This is a genomic window from Leptospira wolffii serovar Khorat str. Khorat-H2 (genome assembly GCF_000306115.2).
Lineage (GTDB): Bacteria > Spirochaetota > Leptospiria > Leptospirales > Leptospiraceae > Leptospira_B > Leptospira_B wolffii.
This window is the reverse complement of record NZ_AKWX02000013.1, coordinates 209,077-236,037: the sequence shown is the minus strand read 5'-3', so window position 1 is coordinate 236,037 and position 26,961 is coordinate 209,077. Positions and strand designations below refer to the sequence as shown.

The window sequence follows — 26,961 nt, the reverse complement described above, 5'->3', positions numbered from 1 at the left end:
AGCCGACTATGAAACGGAATATTACCTATTTCCTAATTCTATCCTTATCTCTTTTAGGAGAAGCCTGTTCCGGAACCTTCGATCGGACCGATGTCGGAGGAAGGGTCCGCGATATGCAAATCATAGATTCTGTAACGATCATCCGATCCACAGAATATATAGAATTAGGGACTTCCAGCGGTGAGAGTTCGGTATTCTTCCTCTTCGGACTCATCCCATTGACCAATCCTTTGAATATGGACTACGCTTTAAGCGACGCGGTACAGAAGATCCCCGGAGGTAAAAGTCTTATCAAGGTAAAATACTGGCAGGAGACTCATCTATTTTTTCCGGTGGGAACCGTGAGCGTTTTAAAGGTCAAAGGGACTGTAATCGGTTCTCCCTTGGTAAACGAGGCGGGTAAAAAATGAAAAGATCCCTACTCATATTCGGCCTTCCCGCATTCTTTCTATTCTTCTTGGAATGCACTAGGGAAGATACGGTTCCGGAAGGAGACGCTAATAGCCAGATTTATGCCGCGGCACAATATCTATCGAATAAATGCGGAGACCCTTTGCCGTCGCCGTTCCCAGTCGCTATCGGAGACGTACAAAAAAGGAATTTGGATCTTTGCAGCATCGCGATTACGAAATCGGAATGTCCTTTCGTAGGTTATCCTGTGGCCTGTCTTCTCATCTATTACGATAAACCCACCGGCGAGATACCTTGGTATCTGAACTTTAAAGACGCATTCGTCACCCCGAAAATACCATGAAGATGAAACGGATCCTATTCAAATTAGCCTTCTTAGTCGTTTTGTCTCCGGTGGACGTATTTGCCGAAGTCGCATTCAAGGCTCGCTTATTCTCCCGCCAAAAAAATCAGGGAGAAGCTAAAACCCAAGTTTTACTCTTCGAGACCAAGAAACTGTATAAGACGGACGCGGAAGGATATTTCGATGCGGTGGTCCCTGCTCCCGGGTTTTATACGTTCCGTATATTAAAAAACGATGAAATGCAGGACGTAAAAGGAAACGTTGAGTCCTCCGGGCAGACGGTAACCTTATACATGGACGACGCCTCCGGTTCCGGAGGGATCGGTTCTTCTCCCGCTAGAACTCCAAAAGGAGCCATTAACGTTACTGCGGATAGGGAGAAACCCATTCTTTCCAGAACCACGATCAAATACGAAGAGATCAAGAGAATGCCCGGAACATTCGGAGAGCCCTTGCGAGCTTTGGAAACGATTCCGGGAGTCGTACCTTCGGCGGCCTTCGGGGGTGGAGCGAATAATTACGTGATCCGGGGTTCGGACCCGAACTCGAATTTATATCTGGTGGACGATCTTCCTATTCTATATCCTTTCCACTTCGACGGATTGAGCGCAGTGGTGAATGCGAACCTGATCAAATCCATAGACGTGTATACTGGCGTTTTCCCCGCGAATTTCAATAACGCCTTAGGCGGTGTAATTCATATCGATACCGTGGATAAAGTGGACAAGTCTCAGAAGAATCTGATCGTTTCCGCATGGTCCAGTAGTATCAGCTATATGGCTCCCACATTCGGAGGCAAAGGTTATCTGATCGCCTCCGCCCGTGTGGGCTATCTAGATCGTTTTGTACAAGGACTTAGTTCCGCGTTAGGAGCCGATTTCCCGGAAGGGCTTCGTCTGCCTCGTTTTGTGGATTCTCAGGTAAAGTTCGTACATAATTTCAACGAAAGACACCAGATCTCCTTCCATTCTTTTTATTCCAAGGACGACTTTGCCGCGGATCTTCCAAGTAAATACAAGAACGATCCTGCGAACGACTCGACTGCGGCATTTGCAGGAGCGAGTATCTCCGCAGGACAAGGATTTAGAACTCAGGCTCTACGTTATACATGGAAGCCGGTGGATACATTCTCGAATAGAATCACCGTCATCAGTTACGATCCGTTTACGGACTTCAACGTTTCCTTCGGTTCCATCCAAGGAAAGAACAGGGCAAGCGGCGCCTATAACGGAGTTCGTCAGGATGCGTTCTGGGACCCGAGCAAATACTTCAGTGCGGAATTCGGAACGGAATATAGGGAGCTGAATTATTTCTCCCGCGGGACCAATATCATCCAGAACGATCCGAACAATCTAAGCCCGAACCCGTACGATACGCAAAACCCCGCATATTCGAGTATTCCGACGAATATCACCGCAAAGGGAGCGTACTATAACGCTTACCTAACGACTAAGATCAAGTTCGGAGGATTCCAAATCGAGCCGGGCGCGCGTTACGATTATATTCCTTATGTAAATAGTAGCGCTTTCGGTCCTAGAGGACAGGCATCTTATAAATTCGACGGGATAGGCAAAGGCACTACGATTTTCGGAGGAGGAGGAAATTTCTTCCGCTTCCCGTTGGATACTCGCTTCAATAAGGACAGCGGAAACCCCCATTTGGAATTCGAGAAGGTATTCAAATACGGAGGAGGAATCGAGCAGCTTCTCTCCGGAGATTACCAGATCAAGGGAGAACTCTTCAAACAAGAATATTCCAATCTGATCGTGGACGATCCGTATATCACCGATCCGATCGGAACGAATCCGGATCCTTACGGTCGGGTTACGCAGCCTTATATCCTGAACAAAAGACTGAATTATTCGAATAGCGGAACGGGATGGTCCAGAGGTTACGAGTTGGTCCTCAGAAAAAATTCCCGGCCGGGAACCAGACATTGGTTCGGCTGGATCACCTATACTTGGTCCCAAACATTCCGAAATAATAATATATACACCCCGGATCCGGGTGCCGCTCCTTTGAGCGCCCAAGAGACCCAGATTGCCGCACACTTTTATAAGAATTCTAAAGAGACATTATACGATTATGATCGCACACATGTGATCAATATGGTGTTCGGCTGGAGATGGAGCCAAGAATGGCAATTCGGCGCAAGATGGTCCTATCTGACAAGCAGGCCGTTCACTCCGATCGTAGGGGACGATGGGGGACAATTCAGCAACCCGGCCAACGGGCAAACCTATTGGGTGCCCCAGTATGCGAATAACCCTGCCCTGGCGGATTATATCAACACCAGACGCTTGAAACCCTATCATAGGCTTGACATACGATTTGATAGATTTTTCAATTATGAATGGGGATACGTGAATACTTTCTTGGAAATCATCAACGTCTATCTGCGTGAAAACGTTGGCGGAGAAGACTTCGATAATACCAAACCGTATTCTAAAACCAACCCAAGTCCTAGTCCGACGTTCGGAACGATCCCTCTGCCCGGAGGCGTGGTGATTCCTTTCTTTAACGTCGGTATCGAGGTAAAATTCTAATGATAGCGTCGGTCCGAAACATACATGCTACGACTCGTTTGGCTTCGGTCCTTCTAGTATTCCTTCTATCCGATTGTACTCAATTCGAGGACAAGTCCGGTTCCGATTCCGGATTGATCCTACAATCCTTACTAAACAACTCTGCGGATCCGAAAGGTTCCTGTAAAAGTTCCGTTCAGGAAGCCGAGGATTGCCTTTCTTCGACTAACGACCTCTCCGGAATCAAGGAAAATAGTCTTGCTCCGATTCTTTCAGGCGGATCGGCGAATTCTTACGAGACGTATTGCACCCAACTTTTGGGAACGGAAGAATTATCCAAATTCGATGCGAAAATGCAGGAATGTATATTTTCCTGCAACGAGTCCTATTGGTCCAGAGTGGAAGCGGAAGGACAATGCGAAGGAGAAAGTTCGGACCTTATCTCTAGGTCGGGTATCGAGACCTTATCATGTATCAGACATTGCAAAGAATTATATTCTCCCGAACCCGAGTTTTAAGTTCGAAAATTCTGGAACAAAAACAGAATGACTCGGATCGTATCAAACAAAAAAACAGCTATTAGGAAGGACAGTCAGAATGAATTATGAGAGTCTCATCGAATTCGGTGAAAAATCGATATTCGTGGTCATGGGAATCGCAAGTATCATCGCGATAGCGGTGGTGATAGAGAGAGCGATCGTTTTCTTCAAAAGCATTAAAGATTCCAAAATCGTATTCCCCGATATCATATCCACAGTTCGAAACGGAGAATTATCCGAGCTCGCTAAATTCCAAGCGTCCCATCCCGAAAACGTATACGCCAAATTCGCGGGTTTCTCCGCGGAACACGCTAAGGGCGGAAAAGAAAGCCTAAGCGAACTCCTGGACGGACAGATCATAGGAGAAAGAGTTTCCCTCGAGACCAGACTCTCTATTCTAAACACCTTAGGAAACAACGCACCCTTTATCGGACTCTTAGGAACCGTATTCGGAGTCATCAACGCATTCTTCAAGTTAGGAACCTTGGGTAATACCGGAGCGGAAGTGGTGATGAGAGCGATCTCCACTGCATTACTTGCAACCGCGGTGGGTTTAGCGATCGCGATCCCTGTGGTAATGGCGAATAACTATTTCACCCGCAAGCTTAAGATCGTACAATCCAATCTGGATATTCTTTCCAAAGAATTTTTAGCGAATCTCGCTCGTAAGAAGTAAGGAGTTCCCGATGGCAGGACAAAGTTCTTCCGGAGACGGCGAAGAAATCGGCAGCATTAATATCACGCCGATGGTGGATATTATCCTCGTGCTTCTAGTGATCTTTATGGTTACGGCTAACTTTCTAAAAAAGGAATCCATCAATATCAATCTTCCTAAAGTGGATTCCGCCGAGCCTAACGTGGCTCAATCCGTACAGGTGGCCATAACCAAAGACGGAAAGCTTATGTTAGAAGGTACCGAGACGACTATCGGCAAACTCCAGGCCGAATTGCAGAGAGACCTGAAGCTACGACCTAATATGAGGCTCACATTATCCGCCGATTCCTCCATTCCTTACGGAAAAATCGCGGAGACCATGGGGCAAATCCGTAAGGCGGGAGTCACAAGAATCGCGCTTTCCGTGAAACGATGAGAATGGAACGAAAATGGCCCAGAATCTCGAAAAGATAAAAACAAGCATCGTTCAAACGGCGAAGAATCTCACGCTGTGGGAACGTTGTTTGTACGGATCGATGTTATTCCATTTTCTTGCATTCGCCACCTATTATATCGCTACGCATACCGAAAGAGGCGTCGTAGACTCGGAACAATTGGAGATGAATGTCGATGTGGATATAGAGGACATTCCTCCCGAACTCATCGGTGGAGAAAATTCTCCCGCTAAAGTGGAAAAAGACGAATGGGTGGAAGGAACGGACAAGGACGGTAAGGATCCGGAAGAAAACGAAGTCGATCCCAATAAACTCAGCGGGGACGGAACGGATAAGGACGGATTCCTATTCGCTTTTCTAGGAGATAAGCCTCCGGCAGCCATTATCGACTTCGACCTGAACGAATTCTTTCCGGATAACGCGAAATCCCAAGGGATCGCTTATGCGGATATCACCATGGAAGTCCAAGTGGACGAACGTGGAAACCTCATCAACGCAAAAGTGGTGAAATCCACTGTCAGAGGATACGGTTTCGAAGACGCAGCGTTGAAAGTGGCAAGAGCGGCTCGTTGGAGCCCGGGTTATGCTAAAGGACGTCCTACAAAGATGAACCATAAGGTCCCCGTCCATTTCGAGCTAAGAGATAACTGATTTTCCTTAAGATCGGGACGCCCGAAACCGCCCATATATTTCCACATTTCCCCCAGAGATAACTTTTTTCTAAGCAAGTTTCCTTCTTGTTCCAGGTCGGTTTTTCGGGAATAGAAGTGCGGTTTTTCGAAGTCGTTCGTCCATTGTTCTAAATAGATAGAGCGTTTAGTAAGGCGCCATCAGTTAGAACCGGATTAAAATCATAATGGAATCGAATCGTTGGAAATTCGCCTTAGCGACTACCATAGGAATTCTCCCCCTAGTCTTTCTCATATCTCATAACTCGAGCCCCATGATCCAAGCGGAAAAGGATGTGCCCGAGGAGACTCTAATTTTATCCGGCAAAGAAAAGCCTATTTCGTTGAGATCCGTTTTGGAAGGTAAACAGAGTTTCGTATATTTCGGAAGTCTGGAATCGAGAACGGAAGGGAAGGAAAACCTAAAGAAATTTCTTTCCTGGATGGGAAAAATCGATCGCAAAAACGCACAGTTCGTTTTCATCACTCTGGCTCCCGAAAAGGACGATTACAATAGCCTGAAAGAAAAATTGGGCTCTATTAGCGAACGAATCCTATTGCTAAAGCCAAAAAATTCCTCTTCCGCATTCGAGATAGCCAGGTCCTTCGGAATCCAAGCCTATATCGTTCCCGAATTGGGGAATTTGAAATTCGACGAGGCTTTGATTTGGGTGGATGAATCCCCTAAGATCAGAGGAATCTTTCCGAAATTTGCGGAAAACCCGGATTCGATCCGAATTCCCGAATTTTTAGTACAGGCAAAATAGTTCCTACAAATCCGAAAAAAATCCAAAAGATTTCCTTTCTTAGGGCAATTCCCTGCTCCGGAAAATCGTTGAAAACGGATACCGATCCGAATTAGAGTTAATAGTCGCGGTTCAAAATTTATTTCCGGAGCTAAACGATGCGTCGTCACCTCTCTTATTACGCCGTTTCCTTTCTTTTTATCCTCTGCCTTAGCCCTCTAACGGCTCTCACTCCTCCCCCGTCTCTAGATTCTCAAGTAGGAGCCTCGAATTTCATCGCTCTAGCAAGGCTTTCCAACGTGAAGGAGAGTAAGATCTCCTCCAATTCCGTCTCCGTTACCGCGACCGTCGAGATTCTGAAACCTCTGAAAGGGGGCAAGGATCTCCCTCAGAAATTCGATCTGGCGTTTCTGATCTTTCCTGAGCTGATCGGCAAATGGTTGAAAGCGCCACCGCAAGAAGGAGATTATATTCTTTTTTTAATAAAGAAAAAGGTTAAGGATAGCAAAGGAACGGAATCCGAGGTCATTGCATTGTATGAACCCCATCCTTACGCATTCCGCGAATACAACAAAGAATTGGAAGAGAATATCCTCTCCCTAGTTAAGTAAGAATTTAAACGAAGGTAATATCGAATGAAATCGAAATTTCGCATTCTTCTCCCTTTTATCTGCTCTCTTTCCCTAATTTCAGGCGAGCTATTCTCCCAAACCGTCCCCGCTTTAGGAATGAAGCAGGAACCTGCGGAACTCATTTCCTCTCTCAAAGAAGCCAACCCGAACCGGATCGCACATAGAGGTCTGCCTTCTAGCGTGGATCTTTCGGATATGATGCCTCCAGTAGGAGACCAGGGCCAGCAAAGTTCCTGCGTCGCATGGTCCACGGCCTACGCAACCAAGTCCTACCAAGAATACACGGAAAGAAAGAATAGAGGCTGGAAATTGTCGGACCAATCGGGAAATCCGAACTACTCCAATATATTCTCCCCCGCTTTTATCTATAATCAAATCAATGGAGGGAGGGATAACGGCTCCCTGATTTCCGACGCGATGCGTCTTGTGGTGGAATCGGGAGCGGCTCCCTGGACCTCCATGCCTTATAATCCAAGCGATTATCTGAGCCGCCCTCCTCAGTCTGCGGTCAGCACAGCCGCCAATTATAAGGCTAAGGAATTCCTACGAGTCCGTCAGACAGACCCGAACGAACTCAAGAATCAACTCGCCCAAGGCCGTCCGGTTGTCGCGGGAATCATTGTTTACGAAAACTTTATGAATCTGAAAGGAAAACAGATCTATAAGGATGGAGTCGGAAAAACCTACGGAGGTCATGCGATTGCGATCGTAGGCTACGACGATTCTAAAGGCGCGTTCAAGTTCATCAATTCCTGGAGTACGAATTGGGGAGACCAGGGATACGGATACATCGATTACAGATGGTTCACGAGAGTCTGTCAGTCCGCATTCGTTCTGGTGGACGAAGTAAGTCCCAATACAGCAAGCGATATGAATACCACGGATAATCCTCCGGTAAATACGGATGTGAAGCCTGTTCCGCCGGAGAAAATCAAACCGGTAGCGCCTACGGAGATTTCGGCGACCAAAGGTTCCTATTCTGACCGGGTCCTTCTTACCTGGCAAAGCGTTCCTTCCGCGATCGGATACGAGATCCATAGAAAAGGCCCGGGAGATTCTTCTTTCTCGAAGATCGGACTCGCGGGATCCAACAATTTCACGGACGACGGAGTGCAGAAGGACTTCGCTTATGCCTATAAGATCGCTACTTTAACCGATGCGGATTCTTCCGATCTATCCGAGGGAGAAGTGATCGGATACGCTAAGACGGAAGAAGCGAAAGCTCCGCCCAAGGTCGTAGGCGTTAAGGCCAGCCAAGGACAGAATGCCGCAAAAATAGATCTTACTTGGGAATCTATCGATGGAGTCGGCGAATACACTATCTACAAATGGAACGCCACTCAGAAAAAATACCTGACTGCGGGTAAGAGCAGAATCAATTCTTATTCGGATAACCAGGCAGCAAAGAACGGAGCGATCGAATACTATGCGATCGCAGGAATTTCCAACGGGAAAGTGGGAGAAGCCTCCGACGCAGTCTCCGGTTACACCGCGAAACTTGCCGCAAAGCCTTCTAAGCCCGCCGGCTTAGTTGCTACGAAAGGACTTTATAATAGCAAGATAGAATTACAATGGCAGAAGGTAGCGGGCGCTTCCAAATATTTGGTCTACCGTTATAATGCCACCGGTCTTTTCGGTGCCGGAGCCTGGGCTAAGGTTTCGGAAGAGCAGAAGGAACAGTTCGTGGACGAAAAACTCCCCGCTCAATACGCATTCTATGCGGTCGCTGCGGTCAATAAGGAAGGAGTCGCCGGACCATTCTCCGATTACGCCTACGGATTCATAGATCCGAACAAACATAGAGGAACAAAACTCCCCGCTCCCACGAATCTGAAAGGTTCCTTGGATTCCAAATCCGCGAAGATTTCCTTGCAATGGGATTTAGTCAAAGGTGCGAATGAATATTACGTTTATCGCAAGAAGAGAGGCTCTTCTTCCTGGGATTTCCTTTCTTCCGCGAACGAAAAGACCAACAAATTCATAGCGGACGTCCCGGATAAAGAGATCTTATATCTCTACTCCGTAACCGCTAAAACGGATTTGGGAGGAGAAAGCGAAAGAGCCACCCCGGTTTCAGCGGTTGTTTCCGTGGCCAAACCTGCGAAAGTGATGCGCTCCTTTGGCGGAGATTCTAGCCTCGAGAAATTCAAGGGCCCTTGGACCGCTATGGCCTGGGACGGATCCAAAGGAGTAAATCAGGTATTACTGGAGATCGAAAGCCAGGACAACGTAAACTACGTGGTCAAATTCAATAAGCAGAAGATCTTCGAAGGGAAATACGTGGAGAATAGCCCGATCATCGATAAAGAAGGAAAATTCAAGATCGAGATCGAAAATACAGGCGACGCTCTGCAAGTCACTCTCAAGGACAATGCGATCATCAATCAGAAGTCCACTCTGAACTTCTTGAAAGAGTAAGTAATAAACGAAAGGGACCTTAACGGTCCCTTTTTTTCAACATAGAACCCAATCTGAAACGAAACGATCATAGGAAAGGTCTTTCTAATATGATTCGGCCGTTTGTCATCTGGCTTCTATCGGGGTTATGCGGATTGATTTTACTCGATTGCGGCGCATCCTTTTCCAACAAGTATTTCAACGAAGCAAAGCTACAATCGAATCCGTTCGGAGTTTCAGTTCGAATCTCTATTGAAGATATCCCTCGGACCGCCATAGCAACCCTACGTATAAGCTATGTAGAGGATCCGGACTCAGGAATGGTAGGTAAACTTTCATATTCTTATAGTGGTCAAGAGTTGTTAATCATTCGGAATGTTTCCTTGTATTGCGATACAAAACAATTATCAATAAAGCAGATCGAAAGATCGACGCAAAAAGGATATAGAACGATCTACGAGAGATTTTCGGGGATATTGGCCATAGAAGATTTAGACAGACTGGGCGCCTGTAAGGATATCAGCCTTTATGCGAGGGGTGAGAACAAGTCCTTATCATATAATATGGATGAGGAGGGAATTAGGCTAGTTAAGAATTTTCACGCTTTATTTCTAAAGACGAAGACTAAAAAAGACGCCGACTAAAACAAATCCAATTGTCTAGCCAGAAGGAAAATATTCCCCGTTTCCTTGAGCTTTTGGGTCAGTTCGGGAGAATTGAGGATCTTGTTTACTGCATTCTCGGGCAGCTTTTGCATTTCCTTAAATTGCTGCTGGTAGTCCTGGATCCAGATCTTCCTACAGAATAGATTGGCCTGGAAATAATAGACCTGGTGGGTGATTAAGAAGTTTAGGGAATCGATATCCTCCAAAGCTTCCGCAGTGATGATCGCCTCCCGGTTATCGGAGAGCCTTCTGCAATAATCGATGAACGCCAAGTTATCCAAAAATTTGGTGAGATCCTGGTCCGCCTTGAATTTGAAGCTGATCGGATCCAGTTTAAACTCCTTGATCATTTCTCCCAAATCCAAAACCACCTGGTGACTCTGGCTCTTGACTCCGAAATCGTCAGCTGCAAAGCTGATCCCGAAATTCCAGAATCTGCGGCAGACAGACTTTAAGGTAGCCTCCCCTTCTTCATAAGGCTTCTCGATCAGCTCCATGCGTATATTCTGCGGATTCAGATCCTGCTTTAAGAGAAGTTCATGAAAACGGGTCACCTTCTCGTCCGTATCGAAGGTATCGATAAGAGTCTGGGGAGAAATATTGAATTTCAAAAGTCCGGGTGATCCGTTGCAGGACATGATCAGCTTTTCTATGATGAGTAGCTCTATTCGATTCAGATCCTGGTCGTGGGGAATATCACGGATCAAGTCGGCATAGCCAGCGTAGGCCTCTCCTCCAACGAAGACTTCTCCACCTTTCATGGAGAAGGTATGATCCCTATGATTATAATGGATAATGGGTTGGATAACCGCATCGGGACGATCGCTAGCGAAGTAATCGTTGACCCGATTCAAATAGGTCCAACTCCAACGAACCAGATTGTCCTTCAGATTTTTAAGAGAAGAAGAATCCAGTTCTCTAAAGATTTCTTCCACATAAGAGATATAATTGCATTGTGTTCTACCGATTCCGAAATCGAAGTTAAAGGCTCCGGTTCGGATCGCGTAATCGTGAAATTTTCCCAGGGCGGCGTCGAAATTCGCCAGGTTATCGAACCCGGAATGATCCAAAGGAGCCACTCCGATTAGGAGATTTTTCTTATCTCCGTACGTATAATACCGGAAGTATTCCCTATGCGAGGGTTCGATATCCGCAATCCTTTGAGGGATGAGCTGTATAAACTCTACCAGAGAGATGGTGGAGATATTCTGAAACCTAAGGAGAAAGATGGGCTTTCCCCGATTTTCATTTATGAATACCGTCTTAAACTGCTCTAGATCTCCGATATCGAAGGATCTTAGTTTTAAGTCAGAAGCATCTGTCATTTCATTTGCGACTTTAATCGGCATAGGCACGGACTTAAATTCTCCAAAGCCCGTGGACTGGATTTTAAACGACTGTTGTTTTATGTAAAGCGGAAACGTACAACCTCGTTTGAGATTCGATCCTGGCCTAATTCCGATATTTTTTTCTGCGTAGGGGAAGGATTCACTATGGTAACATCTCCTTCCAGCATTAATTTCGTATCAAACAATATATCGCCTTCTACTTTTAAGGAGGTGCAGCGCACCAAAGAAGGAATCACTTGTAGCCTTGCACTAAAGTCTCCCACTTTCTTGTAATATCTTTCATCCAACTCTACAAGAAGTTCTCCGAGTCCGCCTTCCTTTCTTTCCTTAGACATAGTCACGGAAAAATCGTCATTCAAGGAATAGGCGTCGGAACGACGAACCAGATAATCCTCACATTTCTTAACCGGTGCGAATCTATCTCTAGGCACTATGATTCCTTTGGTCCTTTCAAAATTCTGAATGGCGGAACCCATCGCTGTTTCCAATTGCAGCACTTCCTTTCCGTCTACCTTCTTAGGATTTACGATCAAAGATAAGCGGAAGGTTCCGGAGAGAAGTTTTTCCTTTAAGGAATCCAAACGGATCCAAAGATTATTGGTAGAGAATGTTCTAAATTTACCCAAGCCTTCGAATTCATGCATATGATCCGGAGGTACCTGCGCAGTTTCCAAGAGCTGCAGGTTCTTTTTTTCTCCGCCCTGGATCCTTCTGAAAATCGCTCCGCCCTTTTTATCAGCCAGAGTTTTGGGAGTCATCTCCATACAGAATTGGAGGTCTTCTTTCAACATGTATTCGAGAATTCCGGAATGAACCGTCGCACCCAAATTATCCCCGTTGGAAACGAAAGCTACCTTGTACCCGTTTTGCAATAACCGATCCAAGAGACCCGTTTCCAATAAGGTAAACCAAATATCACCGTGACCGGGCGGGCACCATTCTTCCTGCTTGTCTCCGCCCAATTCTAAGGGTCTAAGCTCCTTAGCAAGAAGTCTGGGGACCTTATGCTGTAGGAAGCTTGTAGGATAATTTTGGTTAAAGCCGATCCTTTCCAGTTCCTTGCGGCTCTGCTCCTGGGTATTGAAACTATCCATCAGAATGAGAGGCACTTCCAATCCCTGGCTTTTTCTGAGATGACCGATTTGGCGGGACACGATAGCGAGAAAAGACATCCCGTCTTTGATTTCTATCAGCGACTTGGGTCCGGACAAACCCATACTGGTTCCGAGTCCCCCGTTCAATTTGATGACTACGAGTTTCTTCAAGGACTCGAGGCTATTCGATTGCAGTTTCTCGATCTCTTCCAAGGAAATCTCGTCGGTAGAAGGATCCAGATCTCCGACCTCTGCCCATTTCACGATTCCCGTTTCTCCGTTACGCACTTCCCGGATCTTTTCCAGAAAGTCGGATACGAATTCGGAGGATAAACCTTCCCGAAGCATTTTTTCCCGAGTTAATTTTTCCGATTCTTCGATCAGCGAATCCATCTGATTATCCCTTTTGTATCGTAAGCTTCGTCCATCTCCCCCAATTCTATGGAGTATCTCTCCGAGGATGAGGACGGATCATACAGTAATTTCACTTTGATTTCCCTTCCGCCTTCCTTGCGAACGGGTTTCTCCCCTTCCTCCGCATAGTACGGTAAGAATACGGAATAATGGTAAATATAAACCGATTTTTTAGAGGACTTTCGGTACAGAAGAACGCCTTTGCCCGAAAGATCCCGATGCAATACTTTAGCGAAGGGAACGGGAAACGACTTATTCCATGTAGGAAGAAGGTGTTTCTCCATTTCGGAATATTTCGGAACCTCGGCGGAATACAATAAGGTTACGAAAAATAGAAGTAGAACCGCAATTAGGAAGCGAACGAGAATTTGCATCGAATCTTCCGACAAATTGCATACCGCCCGCCTATTCTTCAAGTACTTATATAGTCGGCCTTCCAGGCGGTATTTCGGGAGAAAACGGACGAAATGACCCTAGATTAGAGCGATAGGCCCATCCCGAACATATTATATTTTTATGATTTGGATTTCGTGTAGCGTTCTTAGAAATACTTAACCAGAGTCACCTGGTTGCCTGGACTATTGAACTTCACCAAATCGAAAGTGGAAAGGGTCAGCGTCAATCCTCGGCCGTGAGCGAGCCCTTCCGAATTCAATCTATCCATGCTATTCTTCATCAATCTGGCATGGTTGAACCCCTTTCCTTCGTCGGTGATACGCACTCCTAGGCGATCTCGGGATAGGGAATATTCCACTCGGACTTTCTTCCCTTTATAATACGGATCCTTCTGTCTTTCCTGTACGAATTTAAAATAGCTTCCATCCGACATGGCCCTGGTTTTTTCCTCGAAACTGATATTCAGGTTACCGTGTTCTATGGCGTTGATAATCATCTCTCTCAGACAGTTACGAATCGAAGTGATCGTTCCCGGATCGGTAAAACGATATAAGTTTGCGGTCATTCTCTGACTAAGCAACTCGGCGTTCTGGAGATAATTATTCGCGGAGTAGACCGTCTTTTCGTCGTCCACGAATCTGGACATCAAGTCCTGGTCCGGTTCGAAGGCCCTACCTAGGATTTCCTTCTGCCCTTCGTACTCCAAAATCTGGAATTGGACCTGCAATTCCTTAGGTTCTCTTAGGTATTTTTGTAGGAACTCGGCAAGAAAGCGGACGGGCTTTCCCTCGGAGGAGAGTTCTTCCAATTTCTCCAATACGTAAAGTTTCTTGTAAGCGTCCTGCAACTCTCCCTGCTTATAGATTAGCTCCATAAAATTCTTACCCACGATTTCCTGGGGCTTAAATCCTATATGCTTGGAAACGGAACGGTTTGCAGCGAGTATCATCCAATTCTGATCGATGGAAAAAAGAAAATCCTCTTCCGCCTCGAAAAGGCTTCTATACTTCGCCTCTGATTCTTCCGCCTCGGAACGGATCCTTCCCAATTCTTCGACCCTATTCTTCAACTGATCCGCGAGCCCTTTGATCCTGTCCGCAAGTCCCAAAGATAGAAGGGAGACTTCCATCACGGATCCGACTTGGATCCCCCAAAGAGTGAAGAAGTTATTGGGGAGAATCCCGAAGGATTTGAGTCCGAAAAGAAAGCTGAAGAATATGAAGAAAGACCATGCGAGCAGGAAATACTTGGCTTCCCTTCTCCCCGCCAAATAACATTGGATCCCGTTCGTAATTAGGAAGCCCAACGTAAAAAACATGACGACGAGGCTGCACATGATCGCAGTCCGGTAATTCAAGAAGATAAGAGTGGAAACCATTCCCAGGCCGCTCAATGCGAACAGAACGTAATATATCCTCGAAGTCTTAGGCGTATATTTAGGAGCGTCCAGAAAGGATCGTCCGAATGTGCAGGCGGTGAATAAAACCGCGAATATCCAGAACGGAAGACTGTAATTGGCCCAGATTACGGATTCTCTCCATAAGTATTGGAAAGACAATCCGTTCAATGTGAACTGGAAGAGAATATAACTTAATATATAGATTACGTAATAAAGATAGCTTCTATCCCGGGTGGAAAAGAGAAGGAATAGGTTATAGACCACCATGACGAGCATGGATCCGTAATATAACCCCAACGCCAATTGCTCCGAAAAAGCGTGCTCGGCAAAATCGTTTTTAGTGAACGCCAAAAAAGGCAACACTATGGAGCTAGTACTCGAAATTCTGAAATAAATCTCCCGATCCGCCCCGGGAGCCTCCCGGAAAGGATATGCGAAATTCCTATGTTCTATGGGCCTCGTCTGAAAAGGCCTCATATCTCCGGATTGATTCGTAGGAACGGAGGCTTGCCTTCCCGTATAGAGTTCCACATAATCGAGTAAAGCATAATCGATTTCTAATATCCAATCGATCGCCTCCGCATGCGGATTTTTCGTCTCCAATCGGACCCAAATAGCGGCCTCGGAATAACCCAGACTATTCTGTTCTATTCTGCGGAAGTCACCCGCGTCCGCATGCTTAAGGATTTCCGGAAAAGTTTCCTTGCCCGACTCGTCCTTGTATACGGTGAGAAAGGAAGTCAAGGGAAGACCTTCCATTTTCCCGCTGAGAAGGAATACGGGAGATTTCTCCTGCGAAAAAAGTCCCGATATGGGCAGAAAGCATAAGAAAACGAATCCTAAACGGGTAAAAATCCGGAATAAAATTCGTTCACTTATTATAGACATCTGTCTCTCCGAAAAGATTAAGAGAATAGAGCGCCTAAGAGTTGAGGGATCTTCTGTATGAAATCCTTGGAGACTATGAAGGTCCCTATACTGCTTCCTAACTGAGGAAGTATGAATACGAGAAATATACGAATCACGTTATTTCTCCAGAACCCCGCCAAGGTTTCCGTGTCCTCTCCTATCTTTTCAAAATCTTCTACCAACGGTTTTCTCAACCAGGATTCCGCAAGAGCTGCCACCCAACCAGGCTTCACGATCGGATTAAAATTACCGATAGGCGCCGCCAAAAAAGCGAGTACGATCGAGACCGGATGGGCCAAGGCAATAATTGCGCCTAACGCGGCGAGTCCGCCTTTCACAAGAATCCAACGGATCAGAAAATCGGTACCTTCTTCTTTTCCTCCCAACCAATAGAGAAGCGTAAACGCGCTGATAATGATCGTAGGGAAAAGATAAGGACGTACTTTGTCCCAAAAGCCTTTCATGGGAAGCACATCCAGAGAATCGATACTCTGATCCTCGTTGATATGCTTCATGATTCCTTCCAAATGTCCGGCACCTACTACGGCGAAAATCTTCTTACCCTTGGCCGCCGACTCGCGGATTCTTTGGGCGAGGTATTTATCCCTCTCGTCTATGATCACATTCTTAACGGAATTATAACGTGTAGGAAGCTGGGAGAACAAATCTTTGAGTACGTCGTCGGATTTCATCTCCTCTATCTTTTCCGGAGAGATATCCTCCTTAGCGAGTAGTGAAGAAACCAATGCGGAGAATAGGAACATCCGATTCCAGAGACCCACATTCCACCAGGCTCTTTTAAGGGTGATGGAAATCTCCCTGTCGACCGGAACGATTTTAGCTCCGATCTTTTCGCCTTCCTCGATCGCTTTGCGCATCTCGTCTCCGGGGCGAATATTTCCGTTACCTAATTTCTTTTGGAAAGAAGAGAGAATGAGACTGGAAAGAAGGAGCCACATTTTTCTTTCCCGAAAAACCTTGAAGATATCCAATTTCTTCCAATGATCCGGCTCCTTGACGGACCGCATCCGGGAAGCGCATAATTCCACGCAGACTACGTCCGGCTTGTCTTCCTCTATGATCCGAGAGACTGCTTCTATACTTTTTTGGCTGATATGAGCCGTACCTAGAATGGTGACTTGAGAACCGCCTATTTCCAAAGTTCGGACTGGTTCTGACGAGGCGACTGTTTGCACTGGAAATCGATTTCCTTTCTGTTTACTTACAATTTCCTTCCTAGCCGAAGACTTGAAACTCTATTTTTAGGAAAAGCGCAGGAATTCCTACGGGATTTTTCACCGAATAAATCGTCACATAATCCGGGTTTTATCAAAGAACTAGGACCTGAAAATGATTTGAAGGATCGAACGGTACCGGAAAATACTATCCCGGTCTTTCCGGTCCCGACAGGCGGGAAAGAAACCCCACAAAGTATGCTCAGTAAGGATATAAAACTTATCAACGTCGGGATTGCAGACCTGCAAGGAGGCCAATCCCCATCCGTAATCCGAACCACTCTAGGCTCTTGTATAGGAGTCGTGCTCTACGCACCCGACAAGAAAATCGGGGCAATGGCACATATCATGCTTTCCAAAGATCCCTCCGGAAAGGATGCCGTCAAGAATCCGCATAAATATGCGGAAACCGCCCTACCCGAATTGGTAAAGAAAATGACGGAACTCGGATGCAATAAAGGAGAATACCAGGCTCGTCTTTTCGGAGGAGCGTCTATGTTCAAAGGAATGAACTCCAGCTTCTTACAAAACATCGGAGACCTCAACGTAAGCACCGCCAAAGAGTTCCTGGAAAAGGAAAAAATTCCCCTGCTTGTGGAAGATGTGGGCGGAAACGAAGGTAGAACTATCAGTCTCTATCTGGACGACGGCAGAATCCTGCTCAAGAAAGGCGGATTCGAAAAGTACCTATACAAGGTCAGGTAGGCGGAAATGAAGGAAAAGATAGACCAATTATTCGAGAACGAAGCACAGCTTCCTAAAATTTCCTCCGTAGTCAGTAAGGTGATGGAGATGGTCGGGAAACCGGACGTAGTCATCGCAGATCTCGCCAAGGAGATTTCCAAAGATCCGGGACTCACTGCGGCAGTCATTAAGCTATCCAACTCGGCTTACTTTAGGCCTGCTAAACCGGTCAAGACCGTCCAAGAATCGCTTATGACTCTCGGAATCAAAACCGTTAAGGAAATCATTCTTCTCTCCGAAGCAAAAGGAATCCTCAAGAAAGAACTGAAAGGATACCAGGTGGACGGAGAATCCAATTGGCTGCATTCTCTAACCGTAGCGGAACTCGCTAAACGAATCGTAGTGCAGAAGAAACTAAAGGTAGATAAGGATGTGGCTTTTACCGCAGGACTTTTGCATAATATAGGCAAGGTCATTCTCGCCGAATTCTTCCCTACGGTTCTCATGCAATTCAGAACGGAATTGCAGAATTATCAAGGCCCGTATACGGATCTGGAAAAGAAATACTTCGGTTATTCCCACCAGGAAGCGGGAGCAAAACTTCTCACCAAGTGGAACTTTCCCCAAGAGCTGATCGAAGTGGCGAATTATTATGCAGAACCCGAAAAAGCGGTTCAATTTCCTGAATTGGTTTCCGTGGTTCATATCGCAAATTGCATCGTAGTACTGAGCGGAATGGGAATTGACATAGGAGGTCTGAAAAATCCTCTTTCTTCTAAGGCCCTGCAAATCGCGGGAGTCACGGACGGAGACCTGCAAATGTACTATACTCTTTTACCGGAGATGACCAAGCATATCGCAGAGCTGATCTCGGTTTGAAGAATATAGCTCTCATCGGCCCAAGAGGGGTCGGTAAATCCAAAATTTCCCGTAAGCTATCTAAGATTACGGGAAAGCCGGTCGTATCCACGGACATGATCGCAGTATATCTGACCGGAGGTGTTTCCATCCCGGATTTCGTAAAAACGCATGGCGGAAATTGGCAGCCTTTCCGCGAATTAGAGTTCGAGATTCTTTCCAAGCTTTCTTCTTCCCGAAATCTCATCTTGGATTGCGGAGGAGGAATTTTATTCGAGCAAGATTCCGAAGGAAAGGAGACCATTAGTGAGAGAAAGGTAAAGCTCCTAAAGGAAAACGCATTTATCATCTCTCTTTCTAGAAAATCCGATTATCTCATCGAGAAAATTCAAAACGATCCCAGCCGTCCTCCTCTTAGTTCCGTATTATCCTACAAAAGTATCTTAGAATCCCGCCTCCCTCAATATAGGGCGCATTCCAATATTCAGATTGCTTTAGACGACCGCAGCACGGAAGAGGTCTGCGAAGAAATACTACGCAGGTCTGGCTGGACCTAATACAAAAAGGGCGATTTGCCTCTTCTCTATACTCCCGGTTCGGGCATAATTTTCTGAAATCGGAAATCACTTTACGACTTTCGAAAGCTATTGGAATCTTCGTTATACCGCAGGGAAGTAGAGAAACTTATTTCCGAACCCGATTTCGGGGCCCGGAGCTTTAAAGTTTCCTCTTACCGAATAAATAGACAAATGATAAACAAAGAACTAGAGGTCCACTATGATAGAAACGGAGGTCCCGAGGAAGAACAAGGCTTCCTTCGAGAAACTGATTAAGGTAATTAGGCAGAGGAATTATAAAAAAGCTACCGAGTACACATATCTAAGATATAATCTGGACTTCCTATTATTCGCGGACAAGCCCGCAGAAAAGGTAGTCACCAAGGATATCGAGAAATACATAGAGCATCTTCGCAAGAAGAAGGTTTCCTCGTCTACGATTCAGATCAATATCAGTTCCTTAAAAATGTTCTTCGAAGAAGTCCTGGATATGGACGTATTCGACGATTTCAGAAGACCCGCAAGAGAGTACAAGACTCCTAAGGTACTCAGCCAAAAAGACATATCGGCTCTACTGGAGATCGCATCCGAATCTCCGAGATCCCATCTGCTTTGTGCGTTGGCGTACTATGCAGGCTTAAGAGTAGGAGAAATCATCCGTTTAAAATGGGGACAATTCGATTTATCCAAGAAAACCCTAAAAGTGGATTCTCCTATTCCGACTCAAAATCGAACCGTAATCTTGGATCCGGAACTTCAGAAAATTCTAAAGAAGTTCGAGAAGGAAGTGGGAACCGAAAAAACCGCCTTCCTTTTTCCCGGAAAATACGAAGGGAGCCCGCTCACTTCCAGAAATGTGGAGCGATTAGTGGGAGATCTAGCCAGGGAAGCGGGTATCAAAACCCAAGTGACCTTGTTTACTCTCAGACATAGCAGAGCCATCCACCAACTCGCGGAAGGTAAAAGCCTGGAAGACATTCGGGATTTCTTAGGCCATAAAAGCCTTGCGACTACGGAGACATACCTCCCTATCCGCAAGAATCTGAGACCTCAGGTAAGACAGAAACATATCCAGGATGCCTTAAAAGAGATCAAACGCAAATACAAGTATTGATTCGCGTTAGCCGGCGTTCGCGCCGGCTCTTATTCTCTCCCGGATATTTCCCTAAGATCAATTTACGAACGTTTTCCAGACGCCCGAAAGTTTTCCTCCGCGGAGCAATCTGATTTCTCCCATCTCTGCCATGACCTTTTCGCTCTGGGTCGGCCTATAAAAAACGTAATCGTCCGGTTCTAACGCTGTTTTTTCGGAACCGTTTAAGATTCCTTGGTTAGTGCTCGCTCCGAACAAAGAATTATCCTCTAAACCCTTAGGGGATTCTTTCTTAGCCAAGAAGGCACCGCCGTAAGTGAAATAAGTCGCTTCACGGTTCGGATCCCAGAGAGGAAAAAGAAAAGAAACGGATTCCAGAAACGGGATGGTGGTTCCTTTCAATTTTTTTAATACGGGCGCGGCGATATATACGGCCGGATTATGCTCGTCCAAACTCTCCACGTCGAAATCCGTGGGTTTGACCAGGGCGGACCCCAGAGATACGTCGTTTACGATTCCGGAATTCTTTCTGTAGAATTTGTAGGTTTTACTCCCTCCCCCATTGAACACCAAATCCGAACCGAATAGATCGGGATAAGAGGATTTTCCGAACACCACAAAGGCTTTATATCTTTCCAAGGATTCTTGTAAGGATTTCTCCATGGCCGTAATCTTGTCCCCGAAAATCACGGGAACGGAGGCGACATGAGGCTCATATCCCATATAACCGGATAACATTAAATTTTTAGAATTTTCTTGTATGAGCTTCAGGCCTTTACCCGATTCCTCCGGATCGGGAAACCCTCCCCTATGTAATCCTATATCGATTTCCAATGCAAGACTGAGTTTGATATTCTTCTCCTTGGCGAATTCGGAATACTGCCGGATACGCTCCGGAGTATCCAAAAGCCAACGAACCTTTTGGAAATCTTCCCGGGGGATCCGGGAGAATATATCCTGCAAGGCGCTGATAGGCATGGGTTTTCCCAAAAGAATATCGAATTTTTTGAACTCAGGATCGTTCAAAAGCATTATGATATCTCCGGAATGGAATACCATCAAACGATCCGAGCCGGTAGATCTAACTATATATCTTAAAAGATCTAGGGAAGGAAGAGATTTCACCACGACCCGGTAATGCAAAGGGGCTTGGATTCTTTCCTTCAATAGATTCAGATTGGAATCCAATCTATCCAGATCTAAAAGTACGACCGGTTTACCCGGGCCTTTCCGCTTCAGCTCTTCGTTCAAATTCCGGAAGTATTCTGAATAAGGTGCGCCGTTGTCCCCCGGTTTTTGTAGGACCAAAATAGCGAGAAGAAGAAAGAGAACCCAATAAATCCTGCTTTTAGACCTGGCTCTATACATAAAACGTCCTTAAAAGTTCTTTCGAGTATTTTATAGAATTATACTATTTAGGCAAACGAATCTTCGGAAGCGCCCAATTCATACGCACTGACACCAACCGGATCCCGATCACTATGGTCGCGGAAATCACAGTATTCCATTCCGGATTCACATCCAATTTGTCCAAGAGAATATACAAGCCGGCCCCAGCCAAGCAAGCGGTCGCGTAAATCTCCCGCCGAAAAATAAGAGGAACCTCGTTAATCATCATATCCCGGATCACTCCTCCGAAGACCGCGGTTACCATTCCTAAGATGGCGGACGCGAAGGGATTCACATCGTAAGACAAGGCAATGCGAGTTCCTATCACGGTATAGATCCCCACTCCTATCGTATCGAAGAGGGAAATTCCCTTTCGAACCCGATTCAAATATTTGGAAAATATAATGCTTAATAGAATACCGGAAAAGATAGCCCAGAGTACGTTTTCGTCCCGAATCCAGGAAACCGGATAATTCCCCAAAGTGATATCCCTGAGAGTTCCTCCCCCGATAGCGGTAATGAACCCGGTGAAAAACGCGCTGAATACGTCGTTATGATAAGAACGTTTCTCCGCCGCGGCTAAAGCACCCGATACGGCGAAGACGGCGATCCCTCCCAAATTGATATAATAGGAAAAATCCATTTAGTTCTTAACGTAAGCACCCTGCTTCTTTCTTCCCTTATTCTGAAGAGAAGGCGTGAGTAACATATTCAAAGCCGGAAGAAAGCTTCCGATTTTTGCCAAAAATCCTCGGGAGCCCGGGATAAGAACTTCGAGGGTCTTATTAGGAATCACCTTATTAAAGATGATATCGGTGACTGTTTCGGTGGTCAGATAAGCGTTTCCAGAGAATGTCATGGAAGCTTCTTCATAGTCCTTTTGGAGGTCCAACATGGGAGTCTGGATCGCATCCGGACATACCACACTCACATAAACGTTCTTAGGCCGTAAATCCTGGGCTACCGCCAAGGAGAATCCTCTGGCTGCGAATTTGGAAGTGGAGTAAAGGGAAATACCGGCGATGGGAGCGACTCCCGCGAGAGAGGCGATATTTATGATCTGCCCGTCACCTTGCGAGACCATTCTCACCGCAGCTTCTCGAGTTCCATACATGAGTCCTTTTGCGTTTATATCCATATGACGATCGATATCCTTGGGAGAAACGTCGTAGATATACCCCGGAAGAAGGTAACCGGCTACGTTCATGAGTATGTCTAGGCGCCCCCATTTCTTAAAGACTAGATCCATATTCTTTTTCCAGTCGGAGGAAGAACTTACGTCATGCTTGGCCCAGAGAACGCGATCCTTATCCCCTTTCCACCGGGAAACGAATTCCTTTAAGGCCTTTTCGTTGATATCCGTAAGAAAAATCCTATGCCCTAGAGAATAGGCTTTTTCCGCCAAGGCCTTTCCCAATCCGCCGCTTGCACCAGTGATGAAGATGTTCATTTCCGCTCCTCGTATATTATCTATTTCTTAATCGGCGTTCCGAATTCCAAGGCTCCGAAAGAGAATGTGGGGCTTGTTCCCGGAAAAAGCCAGAAGCCGGCCATCTCTGAAGAAGGCATAACGTTATAAAACTCCGGATTTCGTTTGGAAGGTCCCGCAATCTCCTTCTCCAAGACCATGGATATGTATTGATCCAAACCTAACTCCAAGGTATTTCCGTTCAGGATCACCTCCATTCCGGTATTCTTAGCGTATTTGCGTACGCCAGGAATCCTGGACTTTAAAGGATTGTAATTATCCGCGCTGACTCCGTTCTCGCTAGTGACGAAAAGACCTTCAGGAGTATGGGCCACAAGGCTATGGTTACCGTAGGTATGCCCCGGCGTACGGATCAAGGCTACGCCTCCTCCCAGTTCCGTGTCCGAATCCAGGATCAGAATGCGATCCATGGAGATCCCGCCCGAACCGTTCGGGCAATACCATTCCGATTGAGGAGGAAGAAGTCCTTGTATGGAGTTCCATTCTTCTCTCATGACTAGTAGCTTCGCGTTCGGGAAATAGCCGGGCTGTCCGTTCGCACCCAACCATTTTCGGAGATCCTGAGTATGAAGGTGATCGTAGGAAATATAATCCACTTGTTCCGGAGAAATCCCGGCCTCCGCAAGGCAATCTTCCACTGTATTTAAAGTAGGAGCCATAATCTTTCTTCCCAGTTTTTGGAAAGGACCGAATCCCTCCGATAATCTCTTAAAGAAAGGAGTCTCCGCATTTCCTTCCGTATCCGAAGGGGAAAATAGTAAGGTCTTGATTCCGTCGCTTGTCTTGTACTGAACGATGAACAATCGATTCAGAATATGCATAAAAGGAGTGGGAAGAGAGAAAGCGTTTAAGAGTCCGTATTCGGTCGGATAAGGGACTCGAATCAAATCAAAAGATCTGTAATATACGACTTGAGGACCGGAGAGCATTTTTTCCCGGAACCTTTTTGCTCTTTTACGAACGTCTTCGAGTCTATCCACGGGAGCCGGCAAACTACGGGACCCGATAAAATCCTTAATCGGTTTGATGCCCGAGTCCTTTTTGGAGGAACCGCCCGCTTTCTTGTTCTTGGAAACCGCCTTTTTAACCATAGCGCTTACCCCTCACAGTCTTAATTTCGTATTGGAAAAATAATCACGGCATATTTTAGATTTTTGGTAAGTATTTTCGAATCTTTTTTGGGGAGAATCCGACCGATTCGTTTCTTGCAAATCGGTCGGCTAACGATTTAGGATTAGTAGGGTTTGTACATCGCGAGATAAGCCGCAAATGTTCCTAGGATAGGAAGACCGAACCAAAGCACCTTGGCGAGACTCGGTTTTTTGTAGAAGACAGTCATCGCAGCTCCGAAGACCAGCCATAGAACCACCTTGGTAATCGCCCAACCCGGAAGACTGGTAAGTAAACCGATACGAGCCAACATACCGAACCCGCCGATCAGAATCAGAGTCATGCCGAGTCCATGAGCCATAGCAATCCATTTTCTAGGAGAGTTTTCTTTCGTACCTCCTCCGAGCACATGCAATGCCAAACCGCCGTAGGCGGAGAATAAGAACAAAATCCCAAGAATATGAATCAGTTTATATATTTGGTAGGAAATCATAGCTGGTATGTTTTCCTAGTTCTCCGTCTTCTGGAAAGCGAAAAACGAATTCTTATTTTTCCAAAAGATGTTGGACTCCGATCCAATTTCCGAGGGGAGGAGACTCAATATATTCCTGACAACGTTTTCTATAGAGAATGGCTACTATGTCTTCCGGATATACTTTCAACGCCTGCTCGAAATTCAAAAGAGCTTCCTTGAAATTTCCCACCTTATACAGAATGATCCCTCTGGAAATCAAGGCGACGGTTGCGTCTTTCAATTTGCGGATATGAGGATCGTCCGCTTCGTAGATCTCGTAAATGATGATGGGTTGGCTCTTACCTTTGACTACGACGGAATCCACTTCCCTTACCGCAAGCTCATCCGCGATCGTAAGACTGGACAGAGTATGCTGCGTGATCAAAATATCCGCTTTATAAAGTCCAGTCAAACTTTCCAAGCGGGAGGCTACGTTTACCGTATCACCGATCACGGTCGTATCGAGTCTATCGGAAGAGCCTACCGTTCCTAACATCAGATTTCCGGTATTGATTCCGATTCCGATACGAACCCCTTTGACATGGCCTTCCTTGATTTCTCCTTCCAATTCTCGGACCCTTTTTCTCATCTCTATGGCCGCGAGCACCGCTCTATCGGCTGCGGATTTACCTTCCCATTGCTCATCGGAACGCATGGATTTTTCCGCGGAGAATAATGCGAGGATCGCATCTCCCATGAACTTGTCCACGAATCCGTCGTATTTCTGGATCAAAGGCTCCATCTTGGCCAGATATCCGTTGATGAATCGGAAATTCTCTTCAGGAGTCATTTTCTCGGAGATCGTTGTAAAAGAACGGATATCGGTGAACAACACGCTCATCTCTCTTAAGGCCGAGTCCCCCAAATTCACATCCACTGCGGAATCCTTACCTAAAACGCTTAAGAATTGCATAGGAACGAATCGGAAGAATGCATTCTTTTGTCTCGCCAACTCCAGCTTTTGGTGGCTCAGCTCTATGTTCAGATCCTCGGATTGTCTATATAAATCGATGAATCGATTGGCCAAAATGGTGGTTAAAGAGATCACGAAGAGAAGGTAAGCGAATTGGGTAAAACGAATACCCAATTGGAAGAACATGGAATCCAAAAGATCGTAAGCCGCGATGAAAACCACGATGAACATACTGATGGCCATCACCGATGCGTCCTTCTTCTTCAAATAAACGGATCTACCCATAAAATAAAGTAGATACAGCAAGGAAGGAATCACCGAAATCTGCCAGGCTCGAAGGCTAGTCATCAAATAATGGAAAGGCGCCAAAAGAGAGAAGAAGAAGATACAAAAACTCCATATAGCGATGATTAGGATCGCGAGATTGGGTCTCGCCGAACCGTAAAAATAATCGTGGAGGAAAAGTAGGAACAAGGAGGCCAGAAGAGCCACGGAGCCGTATTCCACTCTAGTAATCCAAGTAGTATCCTGGAGAATATCGAAGACAATGGAAGATCGGGACAAAGAATAGACCGCCATGGATATGGAAAAAATTCCGAAGTACAAATTGTACTTATCCGTTCTTCTCTTGGAAAAGATGAGTAAATGGTAAAGACCGAAAAAGATATAGATGGTATTCAGGCTTAGGTTCAGAAGAATTCCCATTTTACCCGCGAGATCCGCTTCCGTTCCTAGAGTATAATCTCCGTTCACGTAAAAGCCCAAATCCGGATTTCTAGGAGTTAAGAGAGAAGAAAGAGTCGGGAAACGATCTTTGGGAATTTGAAGCCCAGGAGGATCTCCGATAAGATGAAAGACCAGAGTATTGGTCCCTTGTCGGAGAAGGCTGGAATCCACAGGCAATTGCAGATTTCTTACGGATCTCCTCCGAAACATTTTTCCTTCCGAGACGTAGACCTCCTTTTTCAAGAGATGTCCGTTCAGATAGATTTCCCAATTCTCTCCGATGGAGTTTAAGAAAAGTTGAATAGAGTCCAAAAAGAGAACGTTTTTCGGATCCTCCTCCAGAAGGAATTTGGTCTGCAAAGAATATTCCTTCAAACCTTCCGAAACGGGAGCCTCGTATACATCGTTTAGAACGATGGGAAATTTGTCTATTTTACGGACGGAAGGGGAATTTTCATCGAAGCCCCCGCGGTATTCTTCCCGGAAACCCTCCAAGGCGAACCATTCCAAGCGTTTGAGATCCACATCTTTCCAGGTGACGACCGTCTCCGTGTTTTCCGCGGAGAGTCCGGAAGAGATCAAAAGAGAAGAAAGCAAAAAGATTAAGGAGAGATTCTTTATATAGGAAATTCTTTTTATTTGCAGCATGCGTTATTTATCGAGTCCTAATGATTCGGCCAGATTCGAAGGATACACTGTCGAAATCGGATATTTGTTTCGAAAATACGTTCTCCAAGAAGAGAACACTCTATTGGATGAGAAAAACCTTAAGATTTCAAGTGTTTTCCCGGATTTT

Annotated in this window: 26 protein-coding genes; 15 read left to right on the top strand and 11 right to left on the bottom strand. The window is 45.8% G+C overall.

Annotated features, from left to right (window positions below):
* Positions 1 to 8: 8 nt before the first annotated feature.
* The 11 genes from LEP1GSC061_RS11620 to LEP1GSC061_RS11570 all read left to right on the top strand — a co-directional run bounded on the left by LEP1GSC061_RS11620 (position 9) and on the right by LEP1GSC061_RS11570 (position 10,015).
* Positions 9 to 410, top strand: coding sequence for a hypothetical protein (locus tag LEP1GSC061_RS11620; protein ID WP_016545468.1), 402 nt, complete (start codon positions 9 to 11; stop codon positions 408 to 410).
* Positions 407 to 754, top strand: a complete 348-nt coding sequence (locus LEP1GSC061_RS11615; RefSeq protein ID WP_016545741.1) for a hypothetical protein — start codon at positions 407 to 409, stop codon at positions 752 to 754. The genes LEP1GSC061_RS11620 and LEP1GSC061_RS11615 overlap by 4 nt, the downstream gene beginning before the upstream one ends.
* Positions 751 to 3,300: a TonB-dependent receptor plug domain-containing protein gene (locus LEP1GSC061_RS11610; protein ID WP_016545525.1), complete on the top strand. Its 2,550-nt coding sequence runs from the start codon at positions 751 to 753 to the stop codon at positions 3,298 to 3,300. Before LEP1GSC061_RS11615 ends, LEP1GSC061_RS11610 begins: the two co-directional genes overlap by 4 nt.
* Positions 3,300 to 3,797 (top strand): hypothetical protein, encoded by a 498-nt coding sequence (locus LEP1GSC061_RS11605; protein WP_016545477.1) that lies wholly within the window; start codon positions 3,300 to 3,302, stop codon positions 3,795 to 3,797. The genes LEP1GSC061_RS11610 and LEP1GSC061_RS11605 overlap by 1 nt, the downstream gene beginning before the upstream one ends.
* A gap of 79 nt (positions 3,798 to 3,876) precedes the next feature.
* Positions 3,877 to 4,494, top strand: coding sequence for a MotA/TolQ/ExbB proton channel family protein (locus LEP1GSC061_RS11600; protein WP_016545755.1), 618 nt, complete (start codon positions 3,877 to 3,879; stop codon positions 4,492 to 4,494).
* Positions 4,495 to 4,504: 10 nt separating this feature from the next.
* Positions 4,505 to 4,909, top strand: a complete 405-nt coding sequence (locus tag LEP1GSC061_RS11595; RefSeq protein WP_016545646.1) for an ExbD/TolR family protein — start codon at positions 4,505 to 4,507, stop codon at positions 4,907 to 4,909.
* Positions 4,910 to 4,922: 13 nt separating this feature from the next.
* Positions 4,923 to 5,579, top strand: a complete 657-nt coding sequence (locus LEP1GSC061_RS11590; protein WP_040508575.1) for an energy transducer TonB — start codon at positions 4,923 to 4,925, stop codon at positions 5,577 to 5,579.
* 205 nt (positions 5,580 to 5,784) lie between these two features.
* Positions 5,785 to 6,363, top strand: coding sequence for an SCO family protein (locus LEP1GSC061_RS11585; RefSeq protein ID WP_016545573.1), 579 nt, complete (start codon positions 5,785 to 5,787; stop codon positions 6,361 to 6,363).
* 137 nt (positions 6,364 to 6,500) lie between these two features.
* Positions 6,501 to 6,953 carry an LIC_20196 family exoprotein gene (locus LEP1GSC061_RS11580; protein WP_016545653.1) on the top strand — a complete coding sequence of 151 codons (453 nt, stop codon included), beginning with the start codon at positions 6,501 to 6,503 and terminating at the stop codon, positions 6,951 to 6,953.
* A 24-nt stretch (positions 6,954 to 6,977) separates the two neighbouring features.
* A complete protein-coding gene (locus LEP1GSC061_RS11575) occupies positions 6,978 to 9,392 on the top strand; it encodes a C1 family peptidase (RefSeq protein WP_016545693.1) in 2,415 nt (804 codons plus the stop codon).
* 89 nt (positions 9,393 to 9,481) lie between these two features.
* The gene (locus tag LEP1GSC061_RS11570) at positions 9,482 to 10,015 is read left to right on the top strand and encodes a hypothetical protein (protein WP_040508573.1); all 534 of its coding nucleotides are present in this window, start codon (positions 9,482 to 9,484) and stop codon (positions 10,013 to 10,015) included.
* Here the strand turns inward: LEP1GSC061_RS11570 and LEP1GSC061_RS11565 are convergent.
* The 5 genes from LEP1GSC061_RS11565 to LEP1GSC061_RS11545 all read right to left on the bottom strand — a co-directional run bounded on the left by LEP1GSC061_RS11565 (position 10,012) and on the right by LEP1GSC061_RS11545 (position 16,793).
* Positions 10,012 to 11,361, bottom strand: coding sequence for an EAL domain-containing protein (locus LEP1GSC061_RS11565; RefSeq protein ID WP_040508642.1), 1,350 nt, complete (start codon positions 11,359 to 11,361; stop codon positions 10,012 to 10,014). The two genes, LEP1GSC061_RS11570 and LEP1GSC061_RS11565, sit on opposite strands and share 4 nt — an antisense overlap.
* An 80-nt stretch (positions 11,362 to 11,441) precedes the next feature.
* On the bottom strand, positions 11,442 to 12,872 hold the full coding sequence (locus LEP1GSC061_RS11560; RefSeq protein WP_016545604.1) for a UTP--glucose-1-phosphate uridylyltransferase: 1,431 nt from the start codon (positions 12,870 to 12,872) through the stop codon (positions 11,442 to 11,444).
* Complete coding sequence (locus LEP1GSC061_RS11555) at positions 12,860 to 13,267, bottom strand: hypothetical protein (RefSeq protein WP_016545455.1); 408 nt, start codon at positions 13,265 to 13,267, stop codon at positions 12,860 to 12,862. The genes LEP1GSC061_RS11560 and LEP1GSC061_RS11555 overlap by 13 nt, the downstream gene beginning before the upstream one ends.
* 167 nt (positions 13,268 to 13,434) lie before the next feature.
* Positions 13,435 to 15,576: a 7TM diverse intracellular signaling domain-containing protein gene (locus tag LEP1GSC061_RS11550; RefSeq protein WP_016545458.1), complete on the bottom strand. Its 2,142-nt coding sequence runs from the start codon at positions 15,574 to 15,576 to the stop codon at positions 13,435 to 13,437.
* A gap of 17 nt (positions 15,577 to 15,593) precedes the next feature.
* Positions 15,594 to 16,793, bottom strand: coding sequence for a TraB/GumN family protein (locus LEP1GSC061_RS11545; RefSeq protein WP_016545665.1), 1,200 nt, complete (start codon positions 16,791 to 16,793; stop codon positions 15,594 to 15,596).
* A 237-nt stretch (positions 16,794 to 17,030) separates the two neighbouring features.
* Between LEP1GSC061_RS11545 and LEP1GSC061_RS11540 the strand changes: the two genes are divergently transcribed.
* The 4 genes from LEP1GSC061_RS11540 to LEP1GSC061_RS11525 all read left to right on the top strand — a co-directional run bounded on the left by LEP1GSC061_RS11540 (position 17,031) and on the right by LEP1GSC061_RS11525 (position 20,045).
* Positions 17,031 to 17,537, top strand: coding sequence for a chemotaxis protein CheD (locus LEP1GSC061_RS11540; protein WP_040508641.1), 507 nt, complete (start codon positions 17,031 to 17,033; stop codon positions 17,535 to 17,537).
* A 6-nt stretch (positions 17,538 to 17,543) separates the two neighbouring features.
* Entirely contained in the window at positions 17,544 to 18,395 is an 852-nt protein-coding gene (locus LEP1GSC061_RS11535; protein WP_016545490.1) for an HDOD domain-containing protein, read from the top strand.
* Positions 18,392 to 18,931 carry a shikimate kinase gene (locus LEP1GSC061_RS11530; RefSeq protein WP_016545440.1) on the top strand — a complete coding sequence of 180 codons (540 nt, stop codon included), beginning with the start codon at positions 18,392 to 18,394 and terminating at the stop codon, positions 18,929 to 18,931. The genes LEP1GSC061_RS11535 and LEP1GSC061_RS11530 overlap by 4 nt, the downstream gene beginning before the upstream one ends.
* 220 nt (positions 18,932 to 19,151) lie before the next feature.
* Complete coding sequence (locus LEP1GSC061_RS11525; protein WP_016545518.1) at positions 19,152 to 20,045, top strand: tyrosine-type recombinase/integrase; 894 nt, start codon at positions 19,152 to 19,154, stop codon at positions 20,043 to 20,045.
* A 57-nt stretch (positions 20,046 to 20,102) separates the two neighbouring features.
* Here LEP1GSC061_RS11525 and LEP1GSC061_RS11520 read toward each other — a convergent pair whose 3' ends face one another.
* The 6 genes from LEP1GSC061_RS11520 to LEP1GSC061_RS11495 form a co-directional block, all read right to left on the bottom strand.
* The gene (locus LEP1GSC061_RS11520) at positions 20,103 to 21,392 is read right to left on the bottom strand and encodes an alanine racemase (RefSeq protein ID WP_016545599.1); all 1,290 of its coding nucleotides are present in this window, start codon (positions 21,390 to 21,392) and stop codon (positions 20,103 to 20,105) included.
* A gap of 43 nt (positions 21,393 to 21,435) precedes the next feature.
* The gene (locus LEP1GSC061_RS11515; RefSeq protein WP_016545605.1) at positions 21,436 to 22,056 is read right to left on the bottom strand and encodes a trimeric intracellular cation channel family protein; all 621 of its coding nucleotides are present in this window, start codon (positions 22,054 to 22,056) and stop codon (positions 21,436 to 21,438) included.
* Entirely contained in the window at positions 22,057 to 22,863 is an 807-nt protein-coding gene (locus LEP1GSC061_RS11510; RefSeq protein WP_016545574.1) for an SDR family oxidoreductase, read from the bottom strand. It lies immediately after the preceding gene.
* Between the two features lie 20 nt (positions 22,864 to 22,883).
* Complete coding sequence (locus tag LEP1GSC061_RS11505; protein ID WP_016545484.1) at positions 22,884 to 23,993, bottom strand: MBL fold metallo-hydrolase; 1,110 nt, start codon at positions 23,991 to 23,993, stop codon at positions 22,884 to 22,886.
* Between the two features lie 143 nt (positions 23,994 to 24,136).
* Positions 24,137 to 24,505 carry a hypothetical protein gene (locus LEP1GSC061_RS11500; protein ID WP_016545583.1) on the bottom strand — a complete coding sequence of 123 codons (369 nt, stop codon included), beginning with the start codon at positions 24,503 to 24,505 and terminating at the stop codon, positions 24,137 to 24,139.
* A gap of 52 nt (positions 24,506 to 24,557) precedes the next feature.
* Positions 24,558 to 26,813 carry an adenylate/guanylate cyclase domain-containing protein gene (locus tag LEP1GSC061_RS11495; protein WP_016545721.1) on the bottom strand — a complete coding sequence of 752 codons (2,256 nt, stop codon included), beginning with the start codon at positions 26,811 to 26,813 and terminating at the stop codon, positions 24,558 to 24,560.
* Positions 26,814 to 26,961: the final 148 nt, after the last annotated feature.